The following is a 23,222-nucleotide window of genomic DNA, read 5'->3' as shown; positions in this document are numbered from 1 at the left end:
ACCACCTCTACGCTGTTTCTGCTTTGCCAGCTGTGTCAAGCTCCGCCAAAATTTCATCTTCGATTTGATAACACAGTTTTCGCAGATTTTCCTCATCTTTACGCATATCACTTCGATGTTTAGCGTATAGCTCAGATTCATGCAGTGTTTCAGAAACAGTTGAAACGGCTGTATGATCGATATTTACTACCGTGGTTTTCACAAGCTTTTCTTGCTCGTCCTCGGTTGCGAAAAACTCTGCCACAATCTGGCGTGATTTTGAGACTTTTAACATAGTCTGTACCTCCTTTAATTTATGCTCTAATTATCCCTCTAGTCGCTAGGGATTTTTTACTCAATTAGGCCAAGGATTGTCTGTGACGTAAGTAACCGTACCAAGCCAGACCGCATCCGTTGTATATGATGACGTTAAAGATACATCCCCTGCAGTATTGATATGCAGTACACCAGTCCCAACAACATTAGCTGATACATTGGCATGTAATATCAATGATATATTTTGCACTGGTCTATATCCGATTGGTATGTTTTCAGCCATTTTGGCATTTTCATATTTCTGATTGATGCGAACAATTCTACGTTCTAAGGATATAGTGACTGTATCACCAATCCTAGAAGCATAAGCCGCCATACCATAAGGTAAACCAACAAGTGTCTTATATAGGATTTTTTGTTTAGGATCTGGTTTTAAAGCTTCTAGGTCAGACTTTGAAGCTACACTAACCCACTCTTGCCAAACGCCATCTGACATTACTCGGTAAGCCAATGCCGTACCAGCAAAATCAACAGCTTCTTGTAAAACATAATCATTATTATGCCTTGTAACTCTTACATAGATACTTTTATTTTCAGTATCAGGAGCATTATTTAGATTGTACCCTGTATAGTAGCCCGTGGCCTGATAATTATTCCAATCATCAGTGGCCATTAAGGTCATACCCGAATGACTGGTGAGCTGATGCTGCTGAATCGGCTTGTTGTTAGCATAAATATCACCTCCGACATCCAGAGCGCCACGCTCACGGACTTTATTGATACCAACACCATCTTTATCCATAGACATCACAACTGATCGAGTTGGCACTTCGAACCGATAGCTAGAACTAGTAAAGCGATCCTCGACAGTCCCAACAACAATATAAGATTTGTCTGCAGGGTATTTACTGCCCAGATTAGCAGCGGAATTGATCAGAGAGGAAAGAGTAGTGAAATCACCTCTGGCTGGCCCAACATCCTCTACAAATCTATCCGTACCAAATGGCGCTATCTTAAAGCGCAATCTCATGATATTTTTCTGTGCTCCGTCAATTGTCAGAGGTGCGATTTTGGCATTACGGATAATTTGCAACTGGTCAGCATTTGCCCCGATCCGCTGTACATCAAAGCTGATTTGTGGCAGATGGTAATCTAATACATTGATAGTCACATCTTTTGGCGCACTAGTCCTACCTCTACTATCTGTGACGGTTGCTCTGATAGTTGCCTGCCCAGTAAAGTCTATATCGCCAAATATATCATTTTTATCCAAGGCATACGGTTGACCAACAATCTCTGCATGATAGCTAACAATAGTCGAACCATAAGCCCCTGCAGATTGCCCAAGACTCACTCTAATACTAGATAAAACACGGATAAAGTGATTAGGCTTGAGCATCTGTGCAACAGTCGTATTAGTATCTGTCACACTCAGACTTGATAGTGTCGGTTTAACATTGTCAGGGATAGTCAATTCTAACCTTTGACTATCCCTCCCAACCTCTGCACCGTTGTTGTAAGTGATGTAAGTAATCGTACCAAAGCCGCTTGCAGCGTCAGGCGTTTGCTCACACAAAGCCATTTCTGGTGTCCATGTATAACTGGTTTCAATATTATCTCCAGCTATTTTTTTATCATAATTACCATATTTCACCCAGATAGAGTGCTTGAAATTATTATTTTGACGACTTATATTTAGAGTTACAGGCTTTCCAATTGTCGCTTTAACACTTGTACCAGTACTAGCTCGTTGAATTTTGGACAATCTCAAACTTTCTGATACAGATGACGACGTATAGTATCCTATGTTTAGAGGTAAACTAGCTGAGATAGTGACAATTTTATTCCCATCACTATCATGTGGCACATTTACATCTATTGCCTTGAGCAACACAGTTTGCCCTTGCGATATTTTACAATCAACTTGGAAATTCTGAGCTTTGCCATCAACAGTTATAGTCAGTGTACGCATAATGTGTTCGTAAATCGCTGCTTGACTATTTGCAATCAATTTTACTTGTACATTCACTGTCGAGAAATTCCCGGTTTGGTTTGGGGTGTTCCAGCCAGATACAATTTCAAGTTGCATTGCTGGCCCCCATAAACCGCCGAAGATATTACGAGCCATATTAAGCACCTCCTACATACATTGTTAAATTACGATCTGGATTTGTTGGATCTTGCATAGTCACAAAACGACCAATCCGCAAGCTCTTAACAAATACACCATTATCAATCTTGAGCACCCCTTGAGAAATAGATGCTACTTCTTTTCCTCCGGACACAAAGGATATCCTGTCGTGAGAAACCAAGACTTTAGATGATCCATCTTTACGACCGACAATCAATCCCTCATCAGACTGGCTCATGTAAGTATTCACAAACTCAGTCACAGTCTGTAACTCACCGACTTTTCGTTGGAGATCTATCATCCGCTCACTGGCTTTGATGATTGCTGCCTCTGCGCTTTTTCTCCCTGCTTCCTCAACTGCTGTGAGATTCTGGATTTCTTTTATCCATTTTTCGACTACAGAAAGAGCAGCTTTTGCCTCCAGCTCCGCTTTAAGGACATTATCACGCTCTGCCAGCTTGTTTAATTGTTCTTGGGTTAAACCTTGGTCAGCTTTGGAGTTTATAGCGTCGTCTACATCTGAAGGTTTTAAGCTAAATGCAGTACCAATATTTCCGGTTTCTAATTTAGGTTTCTTTAGGTATAGTATTGAATTTGTGGAAAAGTTAAAACTATAAATATAGAGCCTGACTTCTCTACTAAAATCGACATCATCACTTAACTTAATAGAGCCTCCTAAGCGCTGCCAACTACCTGCACTAGGCACATTTACCATGGTATGTCCTGAGTGAAAATTTCGGCTACCATCACTTTTGTAATAATAGAATCCAAACCAAATCTTAGTCCCTGTTCCAGTTGCGTATAAATCAGTAGAAAAATAATACGTACCTATTCTTAAATCTTTATTTGGAATAATAAGGCTTAATGCTTTCCAGTTTCTAACACCATTACTCTCATTGAATTCAATTACTGGACTGTCAGAGGAAAATGTCTTATTCACGAAAGCGTGATAATTACTTGTTGGATTCGGAATACCCCCATTATACAGATCTTGCCATTTGTTGATAATGGTGTTTCTATGGATTTTCCCTCCTACTGTAAAAGTTGTTAAGGTTTCCGTAGTTTTAGAGAAATCTGCATTAGGTAAAATATTAACTCCCCCGACCTCAACCGTTCCAACCATATCCACCCACTTATACCTAGCTGGGTCTGTACTGTCAGCTACGGTATAGTCTGTGTATGTGCCGAGGTAGCGCTTGTTACCTGTCTGTGTCGTGCTAAAATCAGTCCGACCATCTGCACTATTGGCGTAAGCGAAATGCACATAAGGGGTCTTACCGTCTAGACCTGCTTTACCAGGTACGCCCTGTGCACCGTCAGAACCTTTCCACTTCGTCCACTTGTAAGCGGTAGGATTGTTGCTGTCAGTTGCCACAAAATCCTGATACATACCGATATAAGCCTTGGTTTGGTCAGTCTGGCTGAAACCTCCACCAGTTGCATTATCTGCGTAGGCTATATGAGTGTACTGTGTCCGACCATCTGCACCCTTAGCACCAGGTATGCCTTGGTCACCCTTGGGGCCTTGCAAGCCTTGGATACCACGTTCACCTTGAGGGCCCCTATCTCCAGTAGCTCCTTTATCACCTTTTGCACCAGTATCACCCTTATCGCCTTTGATAAGTGCCCACTTATACCTAGCTGGGTCTGTACTGTCAGCTACGGTATAGTCTGTGTATGTGCCGATATATAACTTTCCAGCACTGTCTGAGACGCTAAATCCTTGAGTACCATTAGCGTTAGCAGCATAAGCGATATGTAAGTATGGAGTACGACCATCTTCCCCTTTGGCTCCAGGAGTTCCTTGAGCTCCATCTTTTCCATGAACTCCAATTAGAATTGGAGGAATAGTGGCAGTGGTGTTATCCGTATAGGTATCAAGCCTATAGCTCCATAAAAACGGTTTTTCTAAAGTTAGTATAGGGGTATGAATATCCCAAGGATCATCCCGATCGCCAGTTACACAACGTACACCACAAATTTCTATATTCCCTGCCCCACTTTGGCCGAACTGGATGGCAGCATTTCTATTTGAATCTGCCGTAAAGGTTAAACTAAACCATTTCCAATAAGTATGGCTGATTACTGTACTTAGTATCTTATTAACTTCACCTGTCTCGTCCGTCCAGCATCTCATGAGCAATCTAACGTTAGCTTGGGTACTGGTTTTAGAAACTCGAGCCCAACATGATATAGTATATTTCTGACCAACTTCTAAATTGATGAATTGTGCTAAATCCTTGTTGCCATTATTGGTATTGTTTTTGACTCGGAGTATTTTGGTAATATTAGGGCTGGGAGAAGCTTCGGCTGGCAGGATATCGACAGTACCATTACCCCAACTTCGGATAACCCAAGTTCCATTTCGACCGTTTCCCATAGGTAAAGTCTCGGAATTACTTAATAAATTTGGGCGAGGAGGAACCATATTTTCAAGAGAATCTGTAACCGTGTAAAATTGAGTAGAAGAGATTACACCTCTACCTGAATCACCTTTTACGCCATCACGTCCATTCTGACCATCATTGACATTAACTAGTGTAATTTCGTCTGTTGCTACCTCATCATTACCAATGTAAGCAGCCACTGCCAGAGTCGCTGTGCCAGTTATACTTTCACCTCTAACAAGATAGGTCATACCTACTGTCACATTGCCATCAAGCGACCAGCGCCAAGTGACATTAGCAGAAATAGGTTTTCCGCCCTTAAATAGAGATGGGGTGATAACTGTTTGGCCAGTATTATTTTTAAAGATAGTTCCATTGTCTGTTGCTAGCTTGATTGAGTATGGTTTTGTGGTCTCAAGGAAACGTTCCAGTGCTGCTTGAATGCTATCTGATAAGCTGTTTTCTAGTGCCTTAAAGTTTGATGCAGTTGTCTTGTTTCTAGTTGAATTTGTAAAACTGATTTTCTGTTCAGAAATTCTCGCTTTAACAAAAAGCACTGGAGCAAACCCGCTATCATAGATCCTGATAGTATCACCAATGTCAGCGTCAATAAAGCCATCGATTTCATAAGTCAATGCTGGGTAAGCGTTTTTCTTTAGGTTTCTTATACCAGCAGTCCGAATGACTGATGGATTATCACTATCAACTTCTAGATCCTTTCTGATCCACTGGTCAGCCTGCGTTCCAGATGTAAACGTTGATGGGTACATTTGAGCAGCTATAGGAGCATAAAGCCCATTACCACTTTGATAAAACTCACGAACCCCGTCTTTATTATTTTCCGAATAAGCAGGGGTTAAGCTACCAATTGTAACAACCTCCTCAACTTCTTCGCCTTTGTCGTTCTTGACGGTGCGCTTACCAGTTGGCACAAGCATGGTATAGATGCCAGTCTTATCAATCTTTCTTTTAATTGATCTTAGGTTTTTCCCATAAGTTAGTTGGATGTCATTGCGAACTTGGCCAACCCCTTGATGCTTATCATCGTTCTCGTGATAGACATTAACCTTAAATGACTTGATAGAGCTATCTGCATTTAATTGAGTATCAAATTCAATCTCTGCATCAAATTTTTTGGCCAGACTTAAAAGCCGGGCTAATTTTGTATCTTGCCCCTCCCATTCAAGCGTGCGTTTGCTATCCGAAATTTCATTTATACCAACAGATAGATGAGTGAAATTCAATAGATCCATTGCGTTACAGTATTCCACAAAAGACATTGCCTTATCTGATTTGTACGGATTGGCATACTCATTGATAAGCTCAAGGTTCAAATTTTCACAGTAACACTTGATTGTTTGCTCATCTTCTTCAACGGTCATAACGCTAAACACATAGCTTTTACCCTTGTATTTAAAAGAGACAAAGGCCTTTTCATTCAATAGGTTGTATGCTCTCTGTGAGATCGTATCTGATTTGATTGATTTTTTGAAGACTGTAAATTCAAACGTTGATGATCCTGTTTCCAAATTTCTTGTCCAGGTATCGTCATAATAATTCAGCGTTGTTTGTTTGTCATTATCAACAAATGCCACTTTTCTCAAATTTGCATCATGAATAGTTAAGAGCATTATAGCCACCTTTCTTCAAACTCGATTTTTACATCCGGCTTTCTTTTACACCAGCTAGAAAAATAGACCTCTAAAGTAGATTCCCCCGGCGGAATAGCCACCCACTTAGAGGCATCTACGACATCCCCCATATCTGGCTTTCCGTCTACAAAAACAGTATCATCCTCACTATTGATAACAACAGATGAACCTATGCGATAGCGGTTAGGAATGTCCCTGATTCCTGTTACGAAATCTTTTCTATAGATGATACTATCCAAGTATAAATGACTAATCATAGGATTATTTCCTATAGATGCAATAATGACTTGGATTTTGGCAGTTTTGATACCTTTTATCTCTGGCACATGAAACTGAGGGTAAGTTCCCCACCAAAAGACCTGAACGACATCATCACGCCGCTGGATGTCAGACCAGCCCCGCTCCGCGTTAAAGGGGTTGTGGTTATCATAATGTGTTCCTGTAAAATTCCATTTTTTCACTAATCGAGGAGCACCATCTCCACGAACTAAGAAATTATACTCACAATCAAGACCAAACCATCTTTTGTAAGTCTCTACTCCATAGATGAACCTTCCAGTATCATCCATAAAGTTTATTTTCATGAGCCCCATTTGATTTCCTGCTCCAAGCCAGCAAATCTGCCGCCACCAGAGATAATCATTTAACGCTCCTTTTTGGCCAGAACTATCGACAGGGATTTCCCAAGAAATCGTTCCAGATCTGTTGCCTGGTACTAGAGCTAAGTGTGGTCGCCCCCAATTGTTTTCAATTCCGAGTGCCCCAGATTCTTTCATTGCTGCTGCAAAGCCTTTTGTGATGCCGTTATTCGTAACGTAGTCAAATAAGATTTCTGATTGCTTATAGCTCTGTAAGTCTGTCTCCTCTCTGTTACCAATTTCCATAGCACCGCTAGAATTAACTAGCCCAACATAGCCATTTTCTGCATTGTGCTTGACTGTCACGATCGGATAAGCATCTACTGTACCATTGTTTCTCAGATTAAAAACCATCTTATCTGATGAAATAGTCGCATTAGAAAAGCTATCAAACTTCTTATAAGCCGTACTATGGGCTACACCGTCAGGGATGAGGATTTTAAACTCTGAGCGCTGAAACCATCGAGTGATATTGCTTGGTGTAATATCATCTACTGGCATGCCCATATAGTATTTGTCTGGCTCATCTCCGTAAGTGATCTTGACTGGCTCTAACACATTCAAGACTCCAGCTAATTCATGCTTAAGTTGTTCCATAGCAGCACCATCAATTGTTTTCATATCAAACTTGATAGTGTGCTCTTTCTCACCACGTTTCACTTGCTGGATATTCACGCCCAATAAAGGAGCGCTATCAATTGATACGCTCCTTTTGTTACCAATGGGGCGGATAATATCTGTAATTCTCAAGAAACGTGACAAGTCAACGCCGTTGAATGTCATTTCTTTTGTCATTTATCTATCCCTCTCATCCTGTTATAAATTTTCGTTTGCTTTTCTTGATAAGCTCTTTGTCTATCACCAGTTCTTGCAACCAATGTATCTCCATCTAAATACGTTTCTACTGGTCGTTCTACCGCTCTCTCAGCAATATCAAGAGCCTTTTCAACTAGTTCATTAGCTTTATCCTTAGTGGATTCCACTTTAGCTTTAATTGCATTTTCAAGATCAGATTTAATCTGTACCACTTTAGATAGCTTAGATTTACCAACCCCTATCACATCTTCGGCTTTAAAGCTAAATGATTGGATTTGATCGTACATGCTACCCATAGCATCATCAACTTTGTAAGCATCTTTTAAGATACCAACAGCCATACCTTGGGGGATATATCGCCCAACATTATCCCGAAATAGTCGAGACGGTGAGTGAATACGGGCTTTTGCTTGCGCCGCACGTTCAGCTTGTGCTACTAAGGCATTAGCAGCGGCCGTGACAGCACCAAGGGCTGAATACATCCCTTGAGCTAAACCTTGGCCAATCATAGCTCCGACATAACGCATCATGCCAACGCCTGACATACCAATAGACCTTGCAGTATTTACTAACACTGTCATAGAGGCCGAAACTTGACCTTGACCGCTTATCAATCCCTGAGCCATATTTTGAGATGTTCTAGCGCCGATTTGACGACCCTGAGCTATCATTTGAACGCCAACAGAGCGAACCACAGCAAGCATCATCTGCATAGAAGACTGTACTTGTGCAGACATTGAGGCAAATGCAGCGCTGACTGATGCCGTGCTTGCTGAAATAGCTGTAATCTGGCCAGATGCACTTGCAGCACTTGCTCCAACCCGTACAAAGGTAGCAGAAACTATTGTAAGGCTTGAGTTAATTGCTAAAACCTGAGCACCAAATACAGTAAAGCCCATAGCTGACTGTATTAAAGCAGGCGTAATCGTCATTACTTGAGCTTTCAATGCGGTAAGAGGTGCATTGAGAGCTGACAGACCAGCAACTCCAGAAATGGCCTGACTTGTGAAACTTGCAAAGCTTGAAGCAGCTGACGTAAGAATTGATGGCAATACTGTAACAGCAGTCTGTATAGATGTGATTCTAGTTGCAAAGTTTGTTAATACCGAAACTGTTGTATTAGCTTGGCTTGATACTGTTGCCATGCCAACACCCAGTATTTTCATGCCATTTCCAGCTTGTGCAAGACCTGCTGAATGACTAGCAATTTTACCAACGCCAAGGGCAACAGCCCCAAGAGATGCCGCCATATCACCAAGGTTTGTATTAGTAATCTTAACAACACCAGTGGCCAAAAGATTGAAACCTTTACCCGCGTTTAAAGCAGCTCGACCAATCGAATCAAAGATACCAGATATACCGTCTAAAATGGTTCTGACAGCGTTTCCAAAGCCCTCTATAACACCTTTCGCTCCGTCAAGCACGCTTTTGATGACATTGCCTAGCGTACGGAATAGATTCGCTATGCTGTCTATTATCGGGCTTATCTGAGCGACTAATGTAGTAAATGCCTCAGCTATTGATTGCAGCACGGGAGCTAAAGCTTGAGCTATCTGCACAACCGCTGGCATAAATGGAGTCAAAGCCTGCACGATCTGGACAATCGCATCAGATACAATTTGGACAACGCTTGTAAACACATTGCCTATAATTTCGACAATTGGGGTCACGGCCTCAATGATGGCCGCAATACCTTGGCTGAAAGCACTAATCACAGGCGGTAAAACGGAGGCGATAGAGGTTATCGCTTCTCCTAAAGCTGAGACGAACGGAGCGGCTGCACCGAATGCTTGCCCGAAAGCTACGATTAGAGGCGCTAAATTAGCCAATGCAGACGTCACAATCGGTAACACACCAGCTACTGTGACAATGGCTTGGGCAAAAGCTCCAATAATTGCAGTAGCTACTGTAGCAAAAGCTTCTCCTACCGCATTGATGATAGTTGCCACCCCCTGCCCTTGCGTAGCCAGCAAAGCGAACCCTGCTGCTATGATGGCCACACCAGCTCCAATCCCAACGGCAGCTGTAGCAACCGCTCCACCGAAAGCCAGGATATTGGCCACGCCTGCGGTTTGCAAGGCTGCGCCAAATGCTAAGATGACTTGTGACAGCCCGCTTAATGCCGCCTTGATACCGACACCTATGCCGGTTGCAGCAGATTTGAAAGCCCCTCCGATAGAGCCAATAACAGAGCTCAAACTACTCAAAATTTGAGCGATTTTAGACCGTCCCTGCGTAATAGCTTCAGCTGCTCCGCTTGCGGCTTCTGTTGCATTCCTTCTGAAGATGTTAAAAGGGTTAAAGGATTTTAAAAAGTTAAAGGTTTTGAAGCCAGCAACTAAACCAACCAAACCGCCTGCTATTGCCTGAATTGCTCCAGCCGGCAGCGAACTGATAAAGTTAGCTGCTACAGTTGCAGCCTGAGAAAGCCACTTTACCACATTCCCAAGGACACTAGCAAGAGTGTTTAGCTCGTTTGAGGCGGTTAGACTATTCCAGATATGACCGATAGCTCCTGCAATACTCTGGATAGCGCTGATAAAGGCAGATACCGCCCCAGTGTTAGCAAAGGCAGTCCAAAAGGCCTTAACTTTTCCTGCTAGGTTTGAGATAGTGCTGCTAACTTTTGCTACAATCTTCTCTACATTGATACTCTCAAGGAATTCCCCTAGACCATCAGCTAGTTTGCCGAAATTTATTTTTTCTAGAGCGTCTGATAGAGCATTGACCGCCTTAATACCAAATGCATTAAGTTTTTCAAACGCTGGCATGAGCTTGTTAGAGAGACTTTCTTTTGCCCCGTCTATAGCTTGATCAACCGTCTTGAACTCAGTAGCCATCTTCTGGAAAGCGTCAGAGTTCCCTGCACGGTTCATAGCGTCAAAGAAATCCTCTGTCTTGATTTTGCCATCTTGAACAGCTGATACCAGCTCAGCGGTAGACATCCCCATCTCTTTAGCAACTGCTGCCATACCAGCAGGAGCTTGCTCCATCATGATTTTAAAGTCCATCCAGGCTACTTTAGGCTTACTTGCCATCTGAGTAGCTTGAGTAGATAGTGATTTCATGGCTTGGGCTGGGTTTTCCGCTGAGGCTGCAAGCCCACCAAATGCCTTAACCAGACTACCAACATTCTTAGTACCGACTGCGTCAAGTTGTGAGTAGGTGTTTGCCATGTCCGAAGCTGAATAGATTGTTTTGGTTGCAAAGTCCTGCATCTCAGTCTTCGCTTTTCTTATTTCGTCAGAAGAGCGACCAAAGGCTTGCAAATTCCCCTCAAAGGTCTTCCAGGCTTTTTGCGAGCTGTTCAACTCTCCGACCATTTCCCGGATGCCAGAGCCAACCATACCTATACCGGATGTGATAGCTGAGCTAACGAGGTTAGCACCTAAAACAGACTTAAACACTGAGCCAAGCTTCGACCCGCTCTCACTTAATCCACTAAATAGACTTTTCAGTGATTTTACTTCACCTCTAGCCTTTGTACTATCTAAATCAATGGTAATGGTCACTTTTCCATCAGAAGCCATTTAATACCCCCTTTCTTAAATATCAGGTAGCGAATATTCTTCTTGTAATTTGCGCATTCTTTGTTTTTCTTTGGGATCTTCACCCTTTTGGGGTTTCCATGCCCTGATTTTCATCACTTCAACAAATTTAGTGCCATCTGGCAGACCAGCTAATAAAGCGTTAAATTTCTGCCAGTGCAATTTCCCCTGTTCTTCAATCAAATCAATCTGATAAGCCTGCATAAACGATGAAAAAATGTACTCACCATCGTATTTGATTGAAAATAAGGGTTTGTCATTACCGTCTGACTGTTCTTTAGGCTTTTTAGGTAATACATTCCCCTCAATGTCATATCTATCAACCTCATCAACAGCTTTTGTAACCTGTATATGTTTTCTAAACACTTCTTCATAGAGCGCTAAAGCCTCTTGTGTGTCCATATCTTTAAAACTTTCATCATCAGTTAGCTTAGCTAGTGCTAATTTAGGTTTTAGATGTGGCGGGATATATTTTTTGCTCCACATATTAAAGACCCACAGTACACGGTCAAACGATAAGAAAAGCTGATACTCTTTGTCATCGAGTACCAGCCTGTCATCCATTTTTTTGGAAATATCAAACATTATTCAGCAAGATACTTCTTAAATGCTTCATCGTTTTGTCGTTCTTCGTTGACTTCTCGCAAAGCATCAGCGATCTGCAAGAATAATTTGAGGTAAGAAATTGTATTCTGGCCACAAGCATCATAAAGTTTTTGTGGCGCTTCGTCATCAAAAGCTGCTGTGAAAAATTCATCTAGCAAGTCTTTGAGTTCTTTCCGCAATTCCCATTCCGTACCAGATTCATCAATCTGCTCAGCCTTTGTCTTTAATTCAGCGGATTTCTTCTCAAGCATCTCGCTCTTTTCATCCGTTGGTTGAAATTCAAGGGTGACATCTCCAATAATGAATGTCGTAACATCCTTGAGATTTCCAAAGTTATAAGTACGTGCCATGTTCTCTATTTCCTCCAAAATCAATTTTTTTAAAGAGTAATTGCTTTTTCGATCGGCGCTTTGATCCATTTGAGTTTGCAACTAAATTCTTCATAATCTGTTGCATCTCCTGATCCAGCCTTAATTTCAGAAGCATTTGCGACTTGAGTGAGTGATTTCTTGCCATTGGACTCAATCACTCGGTGCCACAAACGGCGGCCATCACCAGTCTTGTACTTCATGTTTGCAATAAGCGCCTGTGCCTTATCTTCGGCATCATAGATACCCTCAGCTGTGTAAGCACCAGCAACCGATGTGACAGTTTCTTCTTTTGTGCCATCGCCATCGTAATAGCCTTTGTCATCTGTTTCTTCGTCAGTATCATCTTCGATACTTTCGATATATTTGGCCAATGGGAAAAATTCATTATCAGCCGGTACAATGTCTGCTTTACTTGGGTCGAATGGCGCTACCAAGTGCTTGCGCTTGGCATTTTTTTGACGTACCATGTGTTTATCCTCCTGCGATTTCTAATTTAGCGGTTACTTGCAATGTATAGACAAAGTAACCTTGTTCATCTTTTCCGTTGATACCTGGTTTCCCGACATCAAGAGAAAGAAAAGTATAAGTGTTATCTGTGCTAGGTAGCTCAATATCAAAACCTGATAAGTCTCCATTGATTCGCCAAATCGTATCACTGGCCTTTTGATTGCTCTTACATTTAACAGCAATTTCAAACGGTAATGACACCTCTCTAGTCCCATCCATGTATTCCTTATCAATCGAACCTCCCGGCAAAGCATTGATGACTAAATCATCCTTATCATCCTCAAAATAATCAAGGCGTGCTTTCATCGGCAGATTTTCGATTTCATTGATATGTGCCAAAAGCACTTCCTGAAAATTTTTGTTATTCTGCATCATCATCTCAACCCCATTGCTCTAATGGCGACTCGTTTTAGTTGGTCAACATTGGCCTTTAGTGGTTTATCCCAGCGCTTTCCAGTTCCGGGTGTTGTATATCTTCTAAAGACTACAATCCCATTCGTTCCGTGAAAATGGGCTCTAGCATAAACTGTGTTATAGCTAATATCACCGTTCGACTCAATGCGGCCAGACGCTCTCAAAGGGCCACCCCTAAAAGGTATATATGGCTCCATGATCATCATCCCTTGACTAGCCATTGCTAGCTTGCCACGTTTCTCAGCTTCTGGAGATAGTTTTCTGTCAACACCACCAAGATCAACAATGACTCTAACATCAGCCATCAAATCACCTCGATTTCATAGCTAAATATTTTGCCGTTCAGAAAATTAGGTTGGTAGCCTGTGACAACATAATCACGCGCCCCATCATTCACAATCGCACCAAGCCAACTATCGTCAACTGTCACGCTTGCAAATTTAGGATAGATATAGATAACACCGACTTTCTGCCTTGTTTTGGAATTGTTAGCACCTATGACACTCACTGACCTATCAAACCGTACAGGCTTAATATCCAATGGGTCAGAGTAGCTAACATCCCCAAAATCATTTTTGTCCGCAACCTTTCGGACAGTAATAGCATCAGTCAATAGCCGTTTATCTATCATAATCAACCGCTGTGACTAGGCTAAAACCCGCTTGTCTTAGGATGTTTTCGGCATCCAGCGAAAGGTTGAACCGCTGACCTGCCGATCCATTTTGAGACTTGCGATAAGAGATTGATGTGCGGCCGATGGAAACACTTGTCATAGCTTGTTTGTCATCGGCTGTCATGATGCCTGAAACATCCAGATAAGCGATTTGAAAGGCCATGGCTAGCTTTACCGCCTGTTTTCGGTAATCTGCTTCTTTATCAAAATCAATGTGTCTTTGATAAAGGCCTTGGGTATAGAGATTGATGGCAACCTCTGCTCGCTTTGCTAGCTTTTCAAAATCAGCTACCTCATCAAAGCCTAACTTGACAAACTCATCTTTAGTTAAATAAGTCATGCGTAACCTCCTTTACAAATAAAGGGTGTTACCACCCCTTATTTTTCATCTGCTGCATTCGCTACTGGCTCAGTTGCTTCATCGTCTGGTGTTTCATCAACATCTTTCTTTTTTCGATTTGATTTCTTCGGCTTGTCATCATCAGCCACCACAGTATCGGATGACTCATCTGCTGCATTCGCTACTGGCTCAGTTGCTTCGATCGGCACAAGGGCAGCTGCAACATCTGGGAAGACCGGTTTCAAATCAGCATTCACTGCTTCTGCGTATTCCTTTTCAAGATCGATGATTTCATCAACGATTACAGATTTGTTGAGACTTGTGAAATAAATGTTCTTAGTCGCTTTATATAACGCCATAGCTTACCTCCTATACGACTGTTCCAGTCACTTTGACAACAGCTTTTTTGTTGTCATCCAAAATGTAAGTACCACCTTTAGCAGCAGCCTGTAATTGCACTCCATCAAAGTTTGTGGATTCAATAGTACGAGCTGTTGAGATACCTACAAATGGGATAACAATGCCATCTGGTGAAAACACTGCTAAGACACCAGTGTCAAAGTATTGTGCTGGTGTTTCCACCAATGCAAAGCCTTTGTAACGTGCAAGACCATTATTATCAATAGAGACACTAGAACCTTTAGCGGATGTGTTTGCTGTCATATCAATAATGGCATTGTACAGCTCTGGGCGTAAGTAAATGGTAACTGGTGCCGTTACTTCTTGGTTGATGTAATAAGCATTGACCTTGTTAAACAAAGCCTTTACCTTTTCTTCTGTGAAATCAGCAAGCGCCTCTGTCTGACCTGCATTGTCTGACATAAATTTACCAATACGCTTGTTCATTTGACGCGTCTGCGCCTCTGATTGCAATTTCAATCGGTCTGCGATAGCAGCATTTAGGTCATTGTTCACAGTGTAACGATCAAGACCTTCATGAATTGTTAGTGTGTAACCATAATCGACATCTGTATTTTCATACTTGATTTCTGTCAGATTTCCAAACCGTGATTTTTGTCCTGTTCCATCACCAAAGCCCCCATCATTAGCACCTGTTTTGTATTCTCCAATAACAACAGGTGTATTGTTGGTTTTCACCGAAAAAGCTTTAGCATTTTCTTGTACACCATCCAAAATTTGGATTGATGACAAAGCTCCTGTAAAGGCTGCACGGACTCCAAAAACAGTTTGCAAGATTCCCGCATATTGTTTTTCATAACGGCGAGTCGTAAGATTTTGATTAGGCATAGTCTAATCTCCTTTCATTTATTTACCGTAACCATCAATAACAGCTTGGAATGGGTCAACTTTTCCTGCTCCATTCGCCGCCGGATTACCTGGTGGCAAGATATTTGGGTTAGGCTTGCCATCTTCTTCTGCTTTAAAGAGATATGGGTCACTTTCCTTTAGACCATTGAGGATGTCATCTAGTTTAGGTTTGCCACTGTCATCTAGTTCAACGGCATTAACATCAATAAACTTCATCAAGGTTGATGGATTGTGTGCGGTGGTATCTTTCAAAGCAAGATTGATAGCATTCACCTTATTTGTTTTGGCCAGTTCGGCTTCTGCATCTGCTTTGTACTTGTCATATTCGGCTTGCAACTTCTCAAGAGCTTCTTTCTGTTCAGCGCTTGTATTTGCATCTGCTTTCATGTTTTTAAGTTGTGCCTCTGCATTCTGCAACTGGTCTTTCAGACTATCTCGCTCTTTGGTGATAGTTTCCAAGGCTGATTTGTCCTCGTTGAGCTCTTTTCCTCGCAAGGCAAAGACTGATTTAGCCTGTTCATCTGTCAATCCAAGTTTGAGTAGTTCTTCTGTCGTAAATGCCATTTATACCCTCCTAGTTCTTTTTTAGGTGGATAACTCCCACCTCAAGCAAAATATTATTTACTTTCTCAATATACCTTTGATTAGATGGGATTTTTTACGGTTTTAGGCAAACAAAAAAGCGCTGCACAGGGCAACGCTAGATTATGTGTATAATTTCTCTCTGCTGTAATCTCGATACAGAAAATCATAGCTATCTACAAGATTCCTGATTTTGTTTTGATACATTCTAACCTTGAGTTTTTCAGCTTGTATCAATTCATTATCTTTCATAGTATTTGCGTAATGCAAACGCTCTTTGTGATGCCTAATAGTCCGCTCAAGTGCTCTTTGTTTCGCTTGGATGCGTGCATTTTCCTCTGCCTGTTCTGGTGTTAGGTCTGCAAGATAATCTGGCAGGTCTGGCATTTCATTCACACCAACTATAAAAGGAGTTAGATAGTGGCCACAATGCACTCCAAGACACCCGCCAGCTGATCCGTAATCATAATCATACAGCGAATAGACTTTAGTGCCATTGATTACCCTAGTTTCTCCAAATGTGACTATCTTCCCTTGGATGGGACTGCAAGCCGGCCGCGCTGTACGCTTAATTGAATAGTAAAAGGTATCTATCCCCATCTCTTCTGCTGGAGCTGTACGCATCTTATTAAAAACCTTGTACATCGTACTCTTGATAATCGTCCTAGCATAGCTATCTGCTCGCCACTCTCTCCCTGCGCTATCCGTAAAACCAGTAAAACCCTTTTTCTGCCAGTTCATAATAGTTTCATGAATTGCTTTGTCCGCTGTTTTTGTTCCTGCGACTACCTCAGCGACAGATTGCTCAACTATAGATTTAAAAACTGCTTGGATGCTTTCTGGTAGAGTTGTATTGATAAGATTAAGGTCACTGACTGCTTGGGCTGTATAGGCTTCTAAAGCATCTGTGACACCGTTTCTTGTCATCCCGCTACGACCTCGCCCCAAGTCTTCTTCAAGTTGCTGCTTCGTATCCTTATAGACCTTTAGTCCTTCATTTTCGATGACTTCCCTTAGCAAATCTTCAGCAATCCCTGTACGCTCAACAATGATTTTCAAGTTTTCCTCGTTGAGCATGTGCATAGCGTTCAGCTTTTCCAACTGCCAGACATAAGGATTCTCTGCAAGGTCAGCAGCCCCCCGCTCTTTAAGTCGCTTTATCATACTGTCAAAAAGCTCAATTTGCATTTTAGCGTAAATATCGCTCACGCCTTGCATTTGCAAAGAGAATTGCTGATCATTAAGTGTTATCGGCCTTTTGTTCTTCTCCATCTTCTACCCTCTTATGATTGTTATACAGCGCTAGTTCAGCATCATTTTCAGGCGGTAATTCTCCATTGATTTCAGCAAGTTCTTTCTCTGCCTCATCTTCTGTGATATTCAATGTCTTGGCAATACCTCTTTTCTGTGTGGCAAATCCAGCTGCTACCATCTTCATCCAGTAATCAAGCTCAGCGTGACGATCGGTAAAGACTCCATCATCCAGATTGACCGAGATATCATCAAGTTCTGGAATGTTCCCCTTGTACAGACCAACCGCCTTACCAAGTTCACACATAGATACACAAAGCTCTTTAATAGACTGCTCAACAAGTGCAACAATGCTGTTGCGCATTTGGTAAGTATCTGAGTTCTCGCTGACAATCTCGGTTGCTGTCTTGACCCCTTGCCCATCAAACGTAAACATGCCACTAGATACCCCAATTTGCATCTCAAAGAGTTTTAAGCCCTCTGAAATGGCAGAAATATAATCAGATGAGCGGATAGGCGTTGTGAGGTCAACAATATTGCCGCTGTCCATGTTACCAGCCCCCACTTGCATATAAACATTTTGCTCAACATCAAAACGGCGTTTAAAAGTGATATTACCTTGGTTATCTTGCACTTTGAGTTGCGTTAGCTGCTCTGGTACAATCACGCGCCTTTGACCCATCTTAATCTCCCACATAAATTCATCATAAGTGCGATTGATAAAGTCAATGGTAGTTTTAGCGTTGTCAAAGATAGATAGCCCCAAAGGACTATTGATGTCCTTGTTGTTCATGCCAGGCGTTTTTAGGTAGGTAAATAACGGGCGTGATAAGTCTTTCAATACAGTTACAGGTTCTAGGTCTGGATAAAGTTCTTGCAAATTCACACGCTGACCCAAAGCGCTATCTGTATTTGATTTGTACAGTTCATTAGTGATACGGTACAGATGCTTGTCTTTTGTACTGCCGTACTCACTGCCATCACTTGTCACCCACTCATGAAATTCAACAAGTGTGTAATATACGTTTGTTTTGCCCTCTGATTTGATTGTTTTAGTTAGGATAGCAGCGCTCGATACATCCTGTGTATTGCTTTGTAACGGCAAGAATACAGGCGCTTGAATAAATGCCACTCTAACCTTATCTCCGTCAATGTAAGGCCTCATAGCAAGCCCACCAAGCGCCAGAGCGCTTTCTAAGTACCTTTCAAAGTTCTTGTTAAAGCGGTCATTAGCCAGCATATCATTCAAGAACTTGTTCAGCGTTTCATCTTTTGCTGAAATTTCTGCTTGTTCGTTGTAAACAAGGCTAGCAATCTTTTTGGCTGCTGTGCGTGCAATTGGCAAATGCTGCATCTTGCGGCGCTTCCTGTCTCCATCTGTATTGATATACTCAATATCCTCAAATTTAGATTGATAGTAAGTCAGATTATGCTGAATACGGCGAAACTCCTCTTGTGTCACAGCGATTTTTGGATGATCTAGAATGCTGCTTAGATTTGCTGTTGTCATGTTATACCTCCCACGGTTAAAAAAATCTTTTATCTTCTGAAATAGGCTCATGTCTGCCCTCCTTATGCATTACCCACACGCAACCCAAGTATTTTAGCGTTATCTAATACAAAATACTGTGATGTGTCGCATGTGTGGTCATCTTCTTTGATGACGTTAGGGTTATCTGATTTGATTGTCTTTTCATCCCATCTGTACATCTTGTGCTCTTCAATGAATATCTTGTTATTCTCGATGTTGAGATAATAAAAGCGACCTTGAGCAAGTAAAGATTGAAAACTATCAATCATAGTTACTTTTCTCAATTTAGCAACCGGATGCCACCTTAGAGCAAAATCAAGATACATCTGGTTTCTAAGCGCTCCCTCTGCACTATCTATGGTGTACTGCAGAGCTGGCACTCTATATTGCGATATGACAGCCTGTATAAACGCATAGATTTCTTGAGATAATTGACTAGGTGCTTTCTTGACAACTTGACCAGCTGGTGAATAGTACCAGGTATCTAGTAAGATGACTTTACCTTTAGCCGTGATGCCAAAAGCGCAACAAGCAGTAGCTGATTGTTGATGTCCGCCGTCAAGAGCAAAGGATATGCCTATTAGCCGATCATCAGAGGGCAAAGCATCTAATGGGTGAAATGTACTCATGTTATATACATTATTCCCTAACCCGACAGCCTCGCCTAAATACAAGTATCTGTAATAGTCGTAATCATTCTCTTTGATACGTTCTATATCTTCTAGCATCTGCTCAGTGACAAAACCCAACTCATCATCTAGGTAAGTGCTAGAGTGCGCTAGATAGTTCTTGTTAGTCTTGATGTTCTCAAACCATTCATTGATCCAGCTATACGGATTTCTAGGAGGATTATAAGACCAGAAAAACTGTACAAACTTAGCGCGTGGATGTTTCTGTCGCATAAAGGTTACGTTGGATTGGTCAAAGTCCTCTTGACTACCAAACTCTGCAGCTTCTTCATACCAAACTGCTATGATATTTCCAATGTCGTTTGACTTGAGTTTTTGAAAGTCATCTTGGCCGTAAAAGTAAAATGTTGATCCTGTCTTTTTGTGAATGATCTGAAAAGGGCTAATAGTCTTTTTGAACCTATTAGCAACACCAAACAAATTCAAAGCCCAAAAAATCTTATTGAAAACACTATCTCTAATAGTATTTGCAACTTTGCGAATAACTACTACATTTGCCGTTTCTCCCATTTTGATATAACGCAGCATCATGTAAGCTAGTTTCAGTGCGATTACAGACGATTTAAAAGAGTTACGTCCACCTTTCAACACATTGTATGGCAATTTAGATACCCAAACGCTCTTAAAATGAGGATTGACATTTTTTTGGATATCAATTATCTTCATCGTCACCCTCCCAGCTATCAATAATTGTGATGGTGTCATCTTCCATCTGTGTATCTGTCAACTGTGATTTTAATTTCTCAATCTCAAGCCCTAGTTTTTCGGATTGCTTAGCTGTTGGATATCGTTTTAAGATTTCAGTAATAGCCTTGATTACCGTGGCATTATCTGCTTTTTTGGTGTGTCTTTCTACTTTCCCTGTCGTTGGATTAAGTATCAAAACCTCCTCATCTCGTTTACCTCTAGCGATTTCAGAAAGGATATAGAGCGCCTCTGCAGCATCCATGATATTTTGCTCATGCAGCTCTTGCATTTGTTTGTTTATGTACTCTTTTATCCCAACATTTCCCAACAGCTCAGTAATACGGTTATTAGCGTAACTCTCACTATAACCAGCTTTAATTGCTGATTGATAGCCGTTTCCTGTCTTTATGTACTCATCTGCAAAGCGCCTTTGTCTTTCATTCATTCGCTACCTCCTTTCCAACAAAAAAATCACAAGTATATTACTCATGATTTCATTTTATATGTGTAGAAAGGGGGTGTTTTACTGATGTTTTTGATTTAGAGCGCAAAAAAAGCCCCAATTAAGGGGCTGAGATGTAACGTAGTAGCCCGGATTCGAACCGGAATCTCCTCCATCAAGGCGTAATCCCTATATACTACTCCCTACGTTTCTTAGTGTGATTATACCACTCTTTTATGACTTTTTCAACAAGCTTATGCTCTTTTGGTGTCAAATTGCTTGCCCCTTTTTTGCTTTTCTCATACTCTGCATGATTATAGCCATGATGAGCGTGTGGTTTCATCCCCTTATGCACATGATCTAAGTCAATTTGCTTATTACGCTTATTTTTTGTATCAAAATAGACAATACTCTTGGGTGCGTTTTTATTCTTGTCAATAAGTGCGTAAACCCTGCCTTTTGTCATCGTTTCCATTGGAGTCTTTTGTGACCCTTGCCCATTTTGAGTAACAAATTTTATATTGCCTGCTTGATGTACAGTCTTATATTCTGTTCCATACTTTTTGCCTTTGTTGCTCATTCCAGAGCTTGCTCCTCTACCGCCCATTTGTCCATCCTTTCAATCGTGTCATTACCAAAATAAACAACTTCGACGCCTTTATAATCGTATTCTATTGCACCACCATATACCAAAATTCGGCTTGGTTGTAATCTATCAATCATGGCATCCATGCCATTCTGCCATATCTTAATACGCTGCTGACTTTTCTTAACTCCTATCGTACTAATTGCAACAGTGCTTTTTGTAGGTATCCCATCAAAGCAAAAATCATAGCTATCAGCGTCCGCCCAGGACACTGTTGGAATGACTGTGTACCCCCAATTCTGCATCATTTGGCCTATCAATCTTGAGCGGTAAGTATTCCAAAGTTGCATAGCTATTGGCATGTCTGTATATAGGCTAAAATCTGGAGTAAGCACACAGTCAAAGGCCGATAACTTCTCTATATAAAAATCTGGGCGTTTCCACATTCTTTCAAACTGATAATCATCTAGGAAAAAATGCACTCCTGCTGAATAGTCAGGTTTATTCAAAACATAGTTAAACCCTTGTAGTTTTTTAGGGACATGATCAACTGGCTCAAGTGTTGGTAAGTTATATTTTCCATCTGTGCGCGTGGCATCATAATCTGGCAAGTTATACTGGTTAATAGTATTCTGTCTGTGATATGGTTTTGTTGTCAGATTATCCATATTATCCTCCTAATAAAAAACCTATGTACCTTGATTATAGATACATAGACTAGGGGATTTTTACGGTTATATCTTTAGAGGGAGATATTTGTAAGTGTAGTAGAAATACTTATCAAACCATTTGTTAAGATGGGTATAAGCTGGGCTAGGACTTAGATATAAGATTTCTTGACAAGCGCCGATCACATTGAGATTTTCGTAGACATAAACCTCTTTGATTGTTTTTAAAATATTTTCATCTGATTTTTCTACAAATTCTGCTGTAACAGTTTTTAGATTGACTAAAAATATCGCCTTTTCAATATTATTTTTCAAAAAGCTTTTATGAATTTTTTGCTCAAGTATTGTTTTTTTAGGATTGTCCTTGTCTCTCAAAAAATACCATTTGAGCCAATTTATTTCCCTGCGATGTATCACTGATAAGCGCTCTATCTTCTTTTTAGTCATCTGTTATTTTCTCAAACCTGCCATCTATAAACTCTTTCAAAGATCTAACCCAAATAACCCCACTTTTTTCAATATAGAGAACCATAACAGATAAATCACTTTCGCAAATCGCAAGGCTACTTACGAAAACTTTTTTACCTGTTTTCTTATGTTTAAAAGCAGCCCTCCCTTTATCCTTGTTCATCAATGTATGCCAATAAGCAAAAATTCTAATGCGCCTAGTAACCTTAGCTTTATCTGTCTGATGTTGCCTGTCATTACTATTGATAACCATATTCTGAGCTTTGTTTTTGGTGTTTCTAGGCAAAGAAAATTCAAACTTCATTTCATACCTACTTTTTATTTGTAACTGTGAATGGTATGATACTTTCTGGCATGTAATTGACTTCATACTTGTATTGATTTACCTCAGCCCCCTCGAGGTCTTCTACAACATACATATTCCATCCTGTAAGATTTACCATGTGCTTTTTATATACACCTTTTGCAGTTTCAACCAAAATTTCAAGCCGTTTTCCATCATTGGCCTCAGTTTCTACAGAAATTCGACCAATAACTTCAAATTCGATTTTATCTGTTCTAGTGTTGATTACGGCAACTCGCCGAATAACATTAAAATTATCAGCTTCTTGACTGATATTGTACGATACTTTTTTGCTCTCTCGGCAAGCTGCCAATCCAAGCAAGGTCATTGATATAAAAATAAATGCAATCAATTTTTTCAATTTCATT

General features: G+C 41.0%; 24 protein-coding genes. All 24 read right to left on the bottom strand.

Going from position 1 to position 23,222, the window contains the following annotated elements:
- Positions 1–7: 7 nt before the first annotated feature.
- On the bottom strand, positions 8–274 hold the full coding sequence (locus O3651_RS00320) for a hypothetical protein (protein WP_371595625.1): 267 nt from the start codon (positions 272–274) through the stop codon (positions 8–10).
- Between the two features lie 60 nt (positions 275–334).
- Complete coding sequence (locus O3651_RS00315) at positions 335–2,344, bottom strand: DUF859 family phage minor structural protein (protein WP_371609312.1); 2,010 nt, start codon at positions 2,342–2,344, stop codon at positions 335–337.
- A gap of 40 nt (positions 2,345–2,384) precedes the next feature.
- Complete coding sequence (locus O3651_RS00310) at positions 2,385–6,404, bottom strand: phage tail spike protein (protein ID WP_371609177.1); 4,020 nt, start codon at positions 6,402–6,404, stop codon at positions 2,385–2,387.
- Positions 6,404–7,858, bottom strand: coding sequence for a distal tail protein Dit (locus tag O3651_RS00305; RefSeq protein ID WP_371595581.1), 1,455 nt, complete (start codon positions 7,856–7,858; stop codon positions 6,404–6,406). The genes O3651_RS00310 and O3651_RS00305 overlap by 1 nt, the downstream gene beginning before the upstream one ends.
- Positions 7,855–11,409 (bottom strand): tape measure protein, encoded by a 3,555-nt coding sequence (locus tag O3651_RS00300; RefSeq protein ID WP_048766641.1) that lies wholly within the window; start codon positions 11,407–11,409, stop codon positions 7,855–7,857. Before O3651_RS00300 ends, O3651_RS00305 begins: the two co-directional genes overlap by 4 nt.
- Before the next feature lie 15 nt (positions 11,410–11,424).
- The gene (locus O3651_RS00295) at positions 11,425–12,012 is read right to left on the bottom strand and encodes a Gp15 family bacteriophage protein (protein WP_048766640.1); all 588 of its coding nucleotides are present in this window, start codon (positions 12,010–12,012) and stop codon (positions 11,425–11,427) included.
- Positions 12,012–12,383, bottom strand: a complete 372-nt coding sequence (locus tag O3651_RS00290) for a hypothetical protein (protein ID WP_048766639.1) — start codon at positions 12,381–12,383, stop codon at positions 12,012–12,014. Before O3651_RS00290 ends, O3651_RS00295 begins: the two co-directional genes overlap by 1 nt.
- 29 nt (positions 12,384–12,412) lie before the next feature.
- Entirely contained in the window at positions 12,413–12,871 is a 459-nt protein-coding gene (locus tag O3651_RS00285) for a phage tail tube protein (protein ID WP_048766638.1), read from the bottom strand.
- Between the two features lie 4 nt (positions 12,872–12,875).
- Positions 12,876–13,283, bottom strand: a complete 408-nt coding sequence (locus O3651_RS00280) for a minor capsid protein (protein WP_048766652.1) — start codon at positions 13,281–13,283, stop codon at positions 12,876–12,878.
- A gap of 2 nt (positions 13,284–13,285) precedes the next feature.
- Positions 13,286–13,630: a minor capsid protein gene (locus O3651_RS00275; RefSeq protein ID WP_048766637.1), complete on the bottom strand. Its 345-nt coding sequence runs from the start codon at positions 13,628–13,630 to the stop codon at positions 13,286–13,288.
- Complete coding sequence (locus tag O3651_RS00270) at positions 13,630–13,956, bottom strand: putative minor capsid protein (RefSeq protein ID WP_048766636.1); 327 nt, start codon at positions 13,954–13,956, stop codon at positions 13,630–13,632. Before O3651_RS00270 ends, O3651_RS00275 begins: the two co-directional genes overlap by 1 nt.
- A complete protein-coding gene (locus O3651_RS00265) occupies positions 13,946–14,338 on the bottom strand; it encodes a hypothetical protein (RefSeq protein ID WP_048766635.1) in 393 nt (130 codons plus the stop codon). The genes O3651_RS00270 and O3651_RS00265 overlap by 11 nt, the downstream gene beginning before the upstream one ends.
- 38 nt (positions 14,339–14,376) lie before the next feature.
- Complete coding sequence (locus O3651_RS00260) at positions 14,377–14,697, bottom strand: hypothetical protein (protein WP_048766634.1); 321 nt, start codon at positions 14,695–14,697, stop codon at positions 14,377–14,379.
- A 10-nt stretch (positions 14,698–14,707) separates the two neighbouring features.
- On the bottom strand, positions 14,708–15,586 hold the full coding sequence (locus O3651_RS00255) for a phage capsid protein (protein WP_371595579.1): 879 nt from the start codon (positions 15,584–15,586) through the stop codon (positions 14,708–14,710).
- 18 nt (positions 15,587–15,604) lie between these two features.
- Entirely contained in the window at positions 15,605–16,171 is a 567-nt protein-coding gene (locus O3651_RS00250; protein WP_371595578.1) for a phage scaffolding protein, read from the bottom strand.
- 141 nt (positions 16,172–16,312) lie between these two features.
- On the bottom strand, positions 16,313–17,461 hold the full coding sequence (locus O3651_RS00245) for a phage minor capsid protein (protein WP_371609176.1): 1,149 nt from the start codon (positions 17,459–17,461) through the stop codon (positions 16,313–16,315).
- A complete protein-coding gene (locus O3651_RS00240; RefSeq protein ID WP_371609175.1) occupies positions 17,430–19,001 on the bottom strand; it encodes a phage portal protein in 1,572 nt (523 codons plus the stop codon). Before O3651_RS00240 ends, O3651_RS00245 begins: the two co-directional genes overlap by 32 nt.
- Positions 19,002–19,012: 11 nt before the next feature.
- Positions 19,013–20,326: a PBSX family phage terminase large subunit gene (locus tag O3651_RS00235; RefSeq protein ID WP_371609174.1), complete on the bottom strand. Its 1,314-nt coding sequence runs from the start codon at positions 20,324–20,326 to the stop codon at positions 19,013–19,015.
- A complete protein-coding gene (locus tag O3651_RS00230) occupies positions 20,313–20,792 on the bottom strand; it encodes a terminase small subunit (protein ID WP_371609173.1) in 480 nt (159 codons plus the stop codon). Before O3651_RS00230 ends, O3651_RS00235 begins: the two co-directional genes overlap by 14 nt.
- 193 nt (positions 20,793–20,985) lie before the next feature.
- Positions 20,986–21,396 carry a hypothetical protein gene (locus O3651_RS00225; protein ID WP_371609172.1) on the bottom strand — a complete coding sequence of 137 codons (411 nt, stop codon included), beginning with the start codon at positions 21,394–21,396 and terminating at the stop codon, positions 20,986–20,988.
- The gene (locus O3651_RS00220) at positions 21,366–22,043 is read right to left on the bottom strand and encodes a DUF4417 domain-containing protein (protein ID WP_371609171.1); all 678 of its coding nucleotides are present in this window, start codon (positions 22,041–22,043) and stop codon (positions 21,366–21,368) included. Before O3651_RS00220 ends, O3651_RS00225 begins: the two co-directional genes overlap by 31 nt.
- A 66-nt stretch (positions 22,044–22,109) precedes the next feature.
- Complete coding sequence (locus O3651_RS00215; RefSeq protein ID WP_371609170.1) at positions 22,110–22,490, bottom strand: hypothetical protein; 381 nt, start codon at positions 22,488–22,490, stop codon at positions 22,110–22,112.
- Positions 22,483–22,815 (bottom strand): hypothetical protein, encoded by a 333-nt coding sequence (locus O3651_RS00210; RefSeq protein ID WP_371609169.1) that lies wholly within the window; start codon positions 22,813–22,815, stop codon positions 22,483–22,485. The genes O3651_RS00215 and O3651_RS00210 overlap by 8 nt, the downstream gene beginning before the upstream one ends.
- 7 nt (positions 22,816–22,822) lie before the next feature.
- Positions 22,823–23,221, bottom strand: a complete 399-nt coding sequence (locus O3651_RS00205) for a hypothetical protein (protein ID WP_371609168.1) — start codon at positions 23,219–23,221, stop codon at positions 22,823–22,825.
- Position 23,222: the final 1 nt, after the last annotated feature.

Origin of the sequence: Streptococcus sp. 27098_8_73, from assembly GCF_041432495.1 — a bacterium.
Lineage (GTDB): Bacteria > Bacillota > Bacilli > Lactobacillales > Streptococcaceae > Streptococcus.
This window is presented reverse-complemented; position numbering and strand designations above follow the sequence as displayed.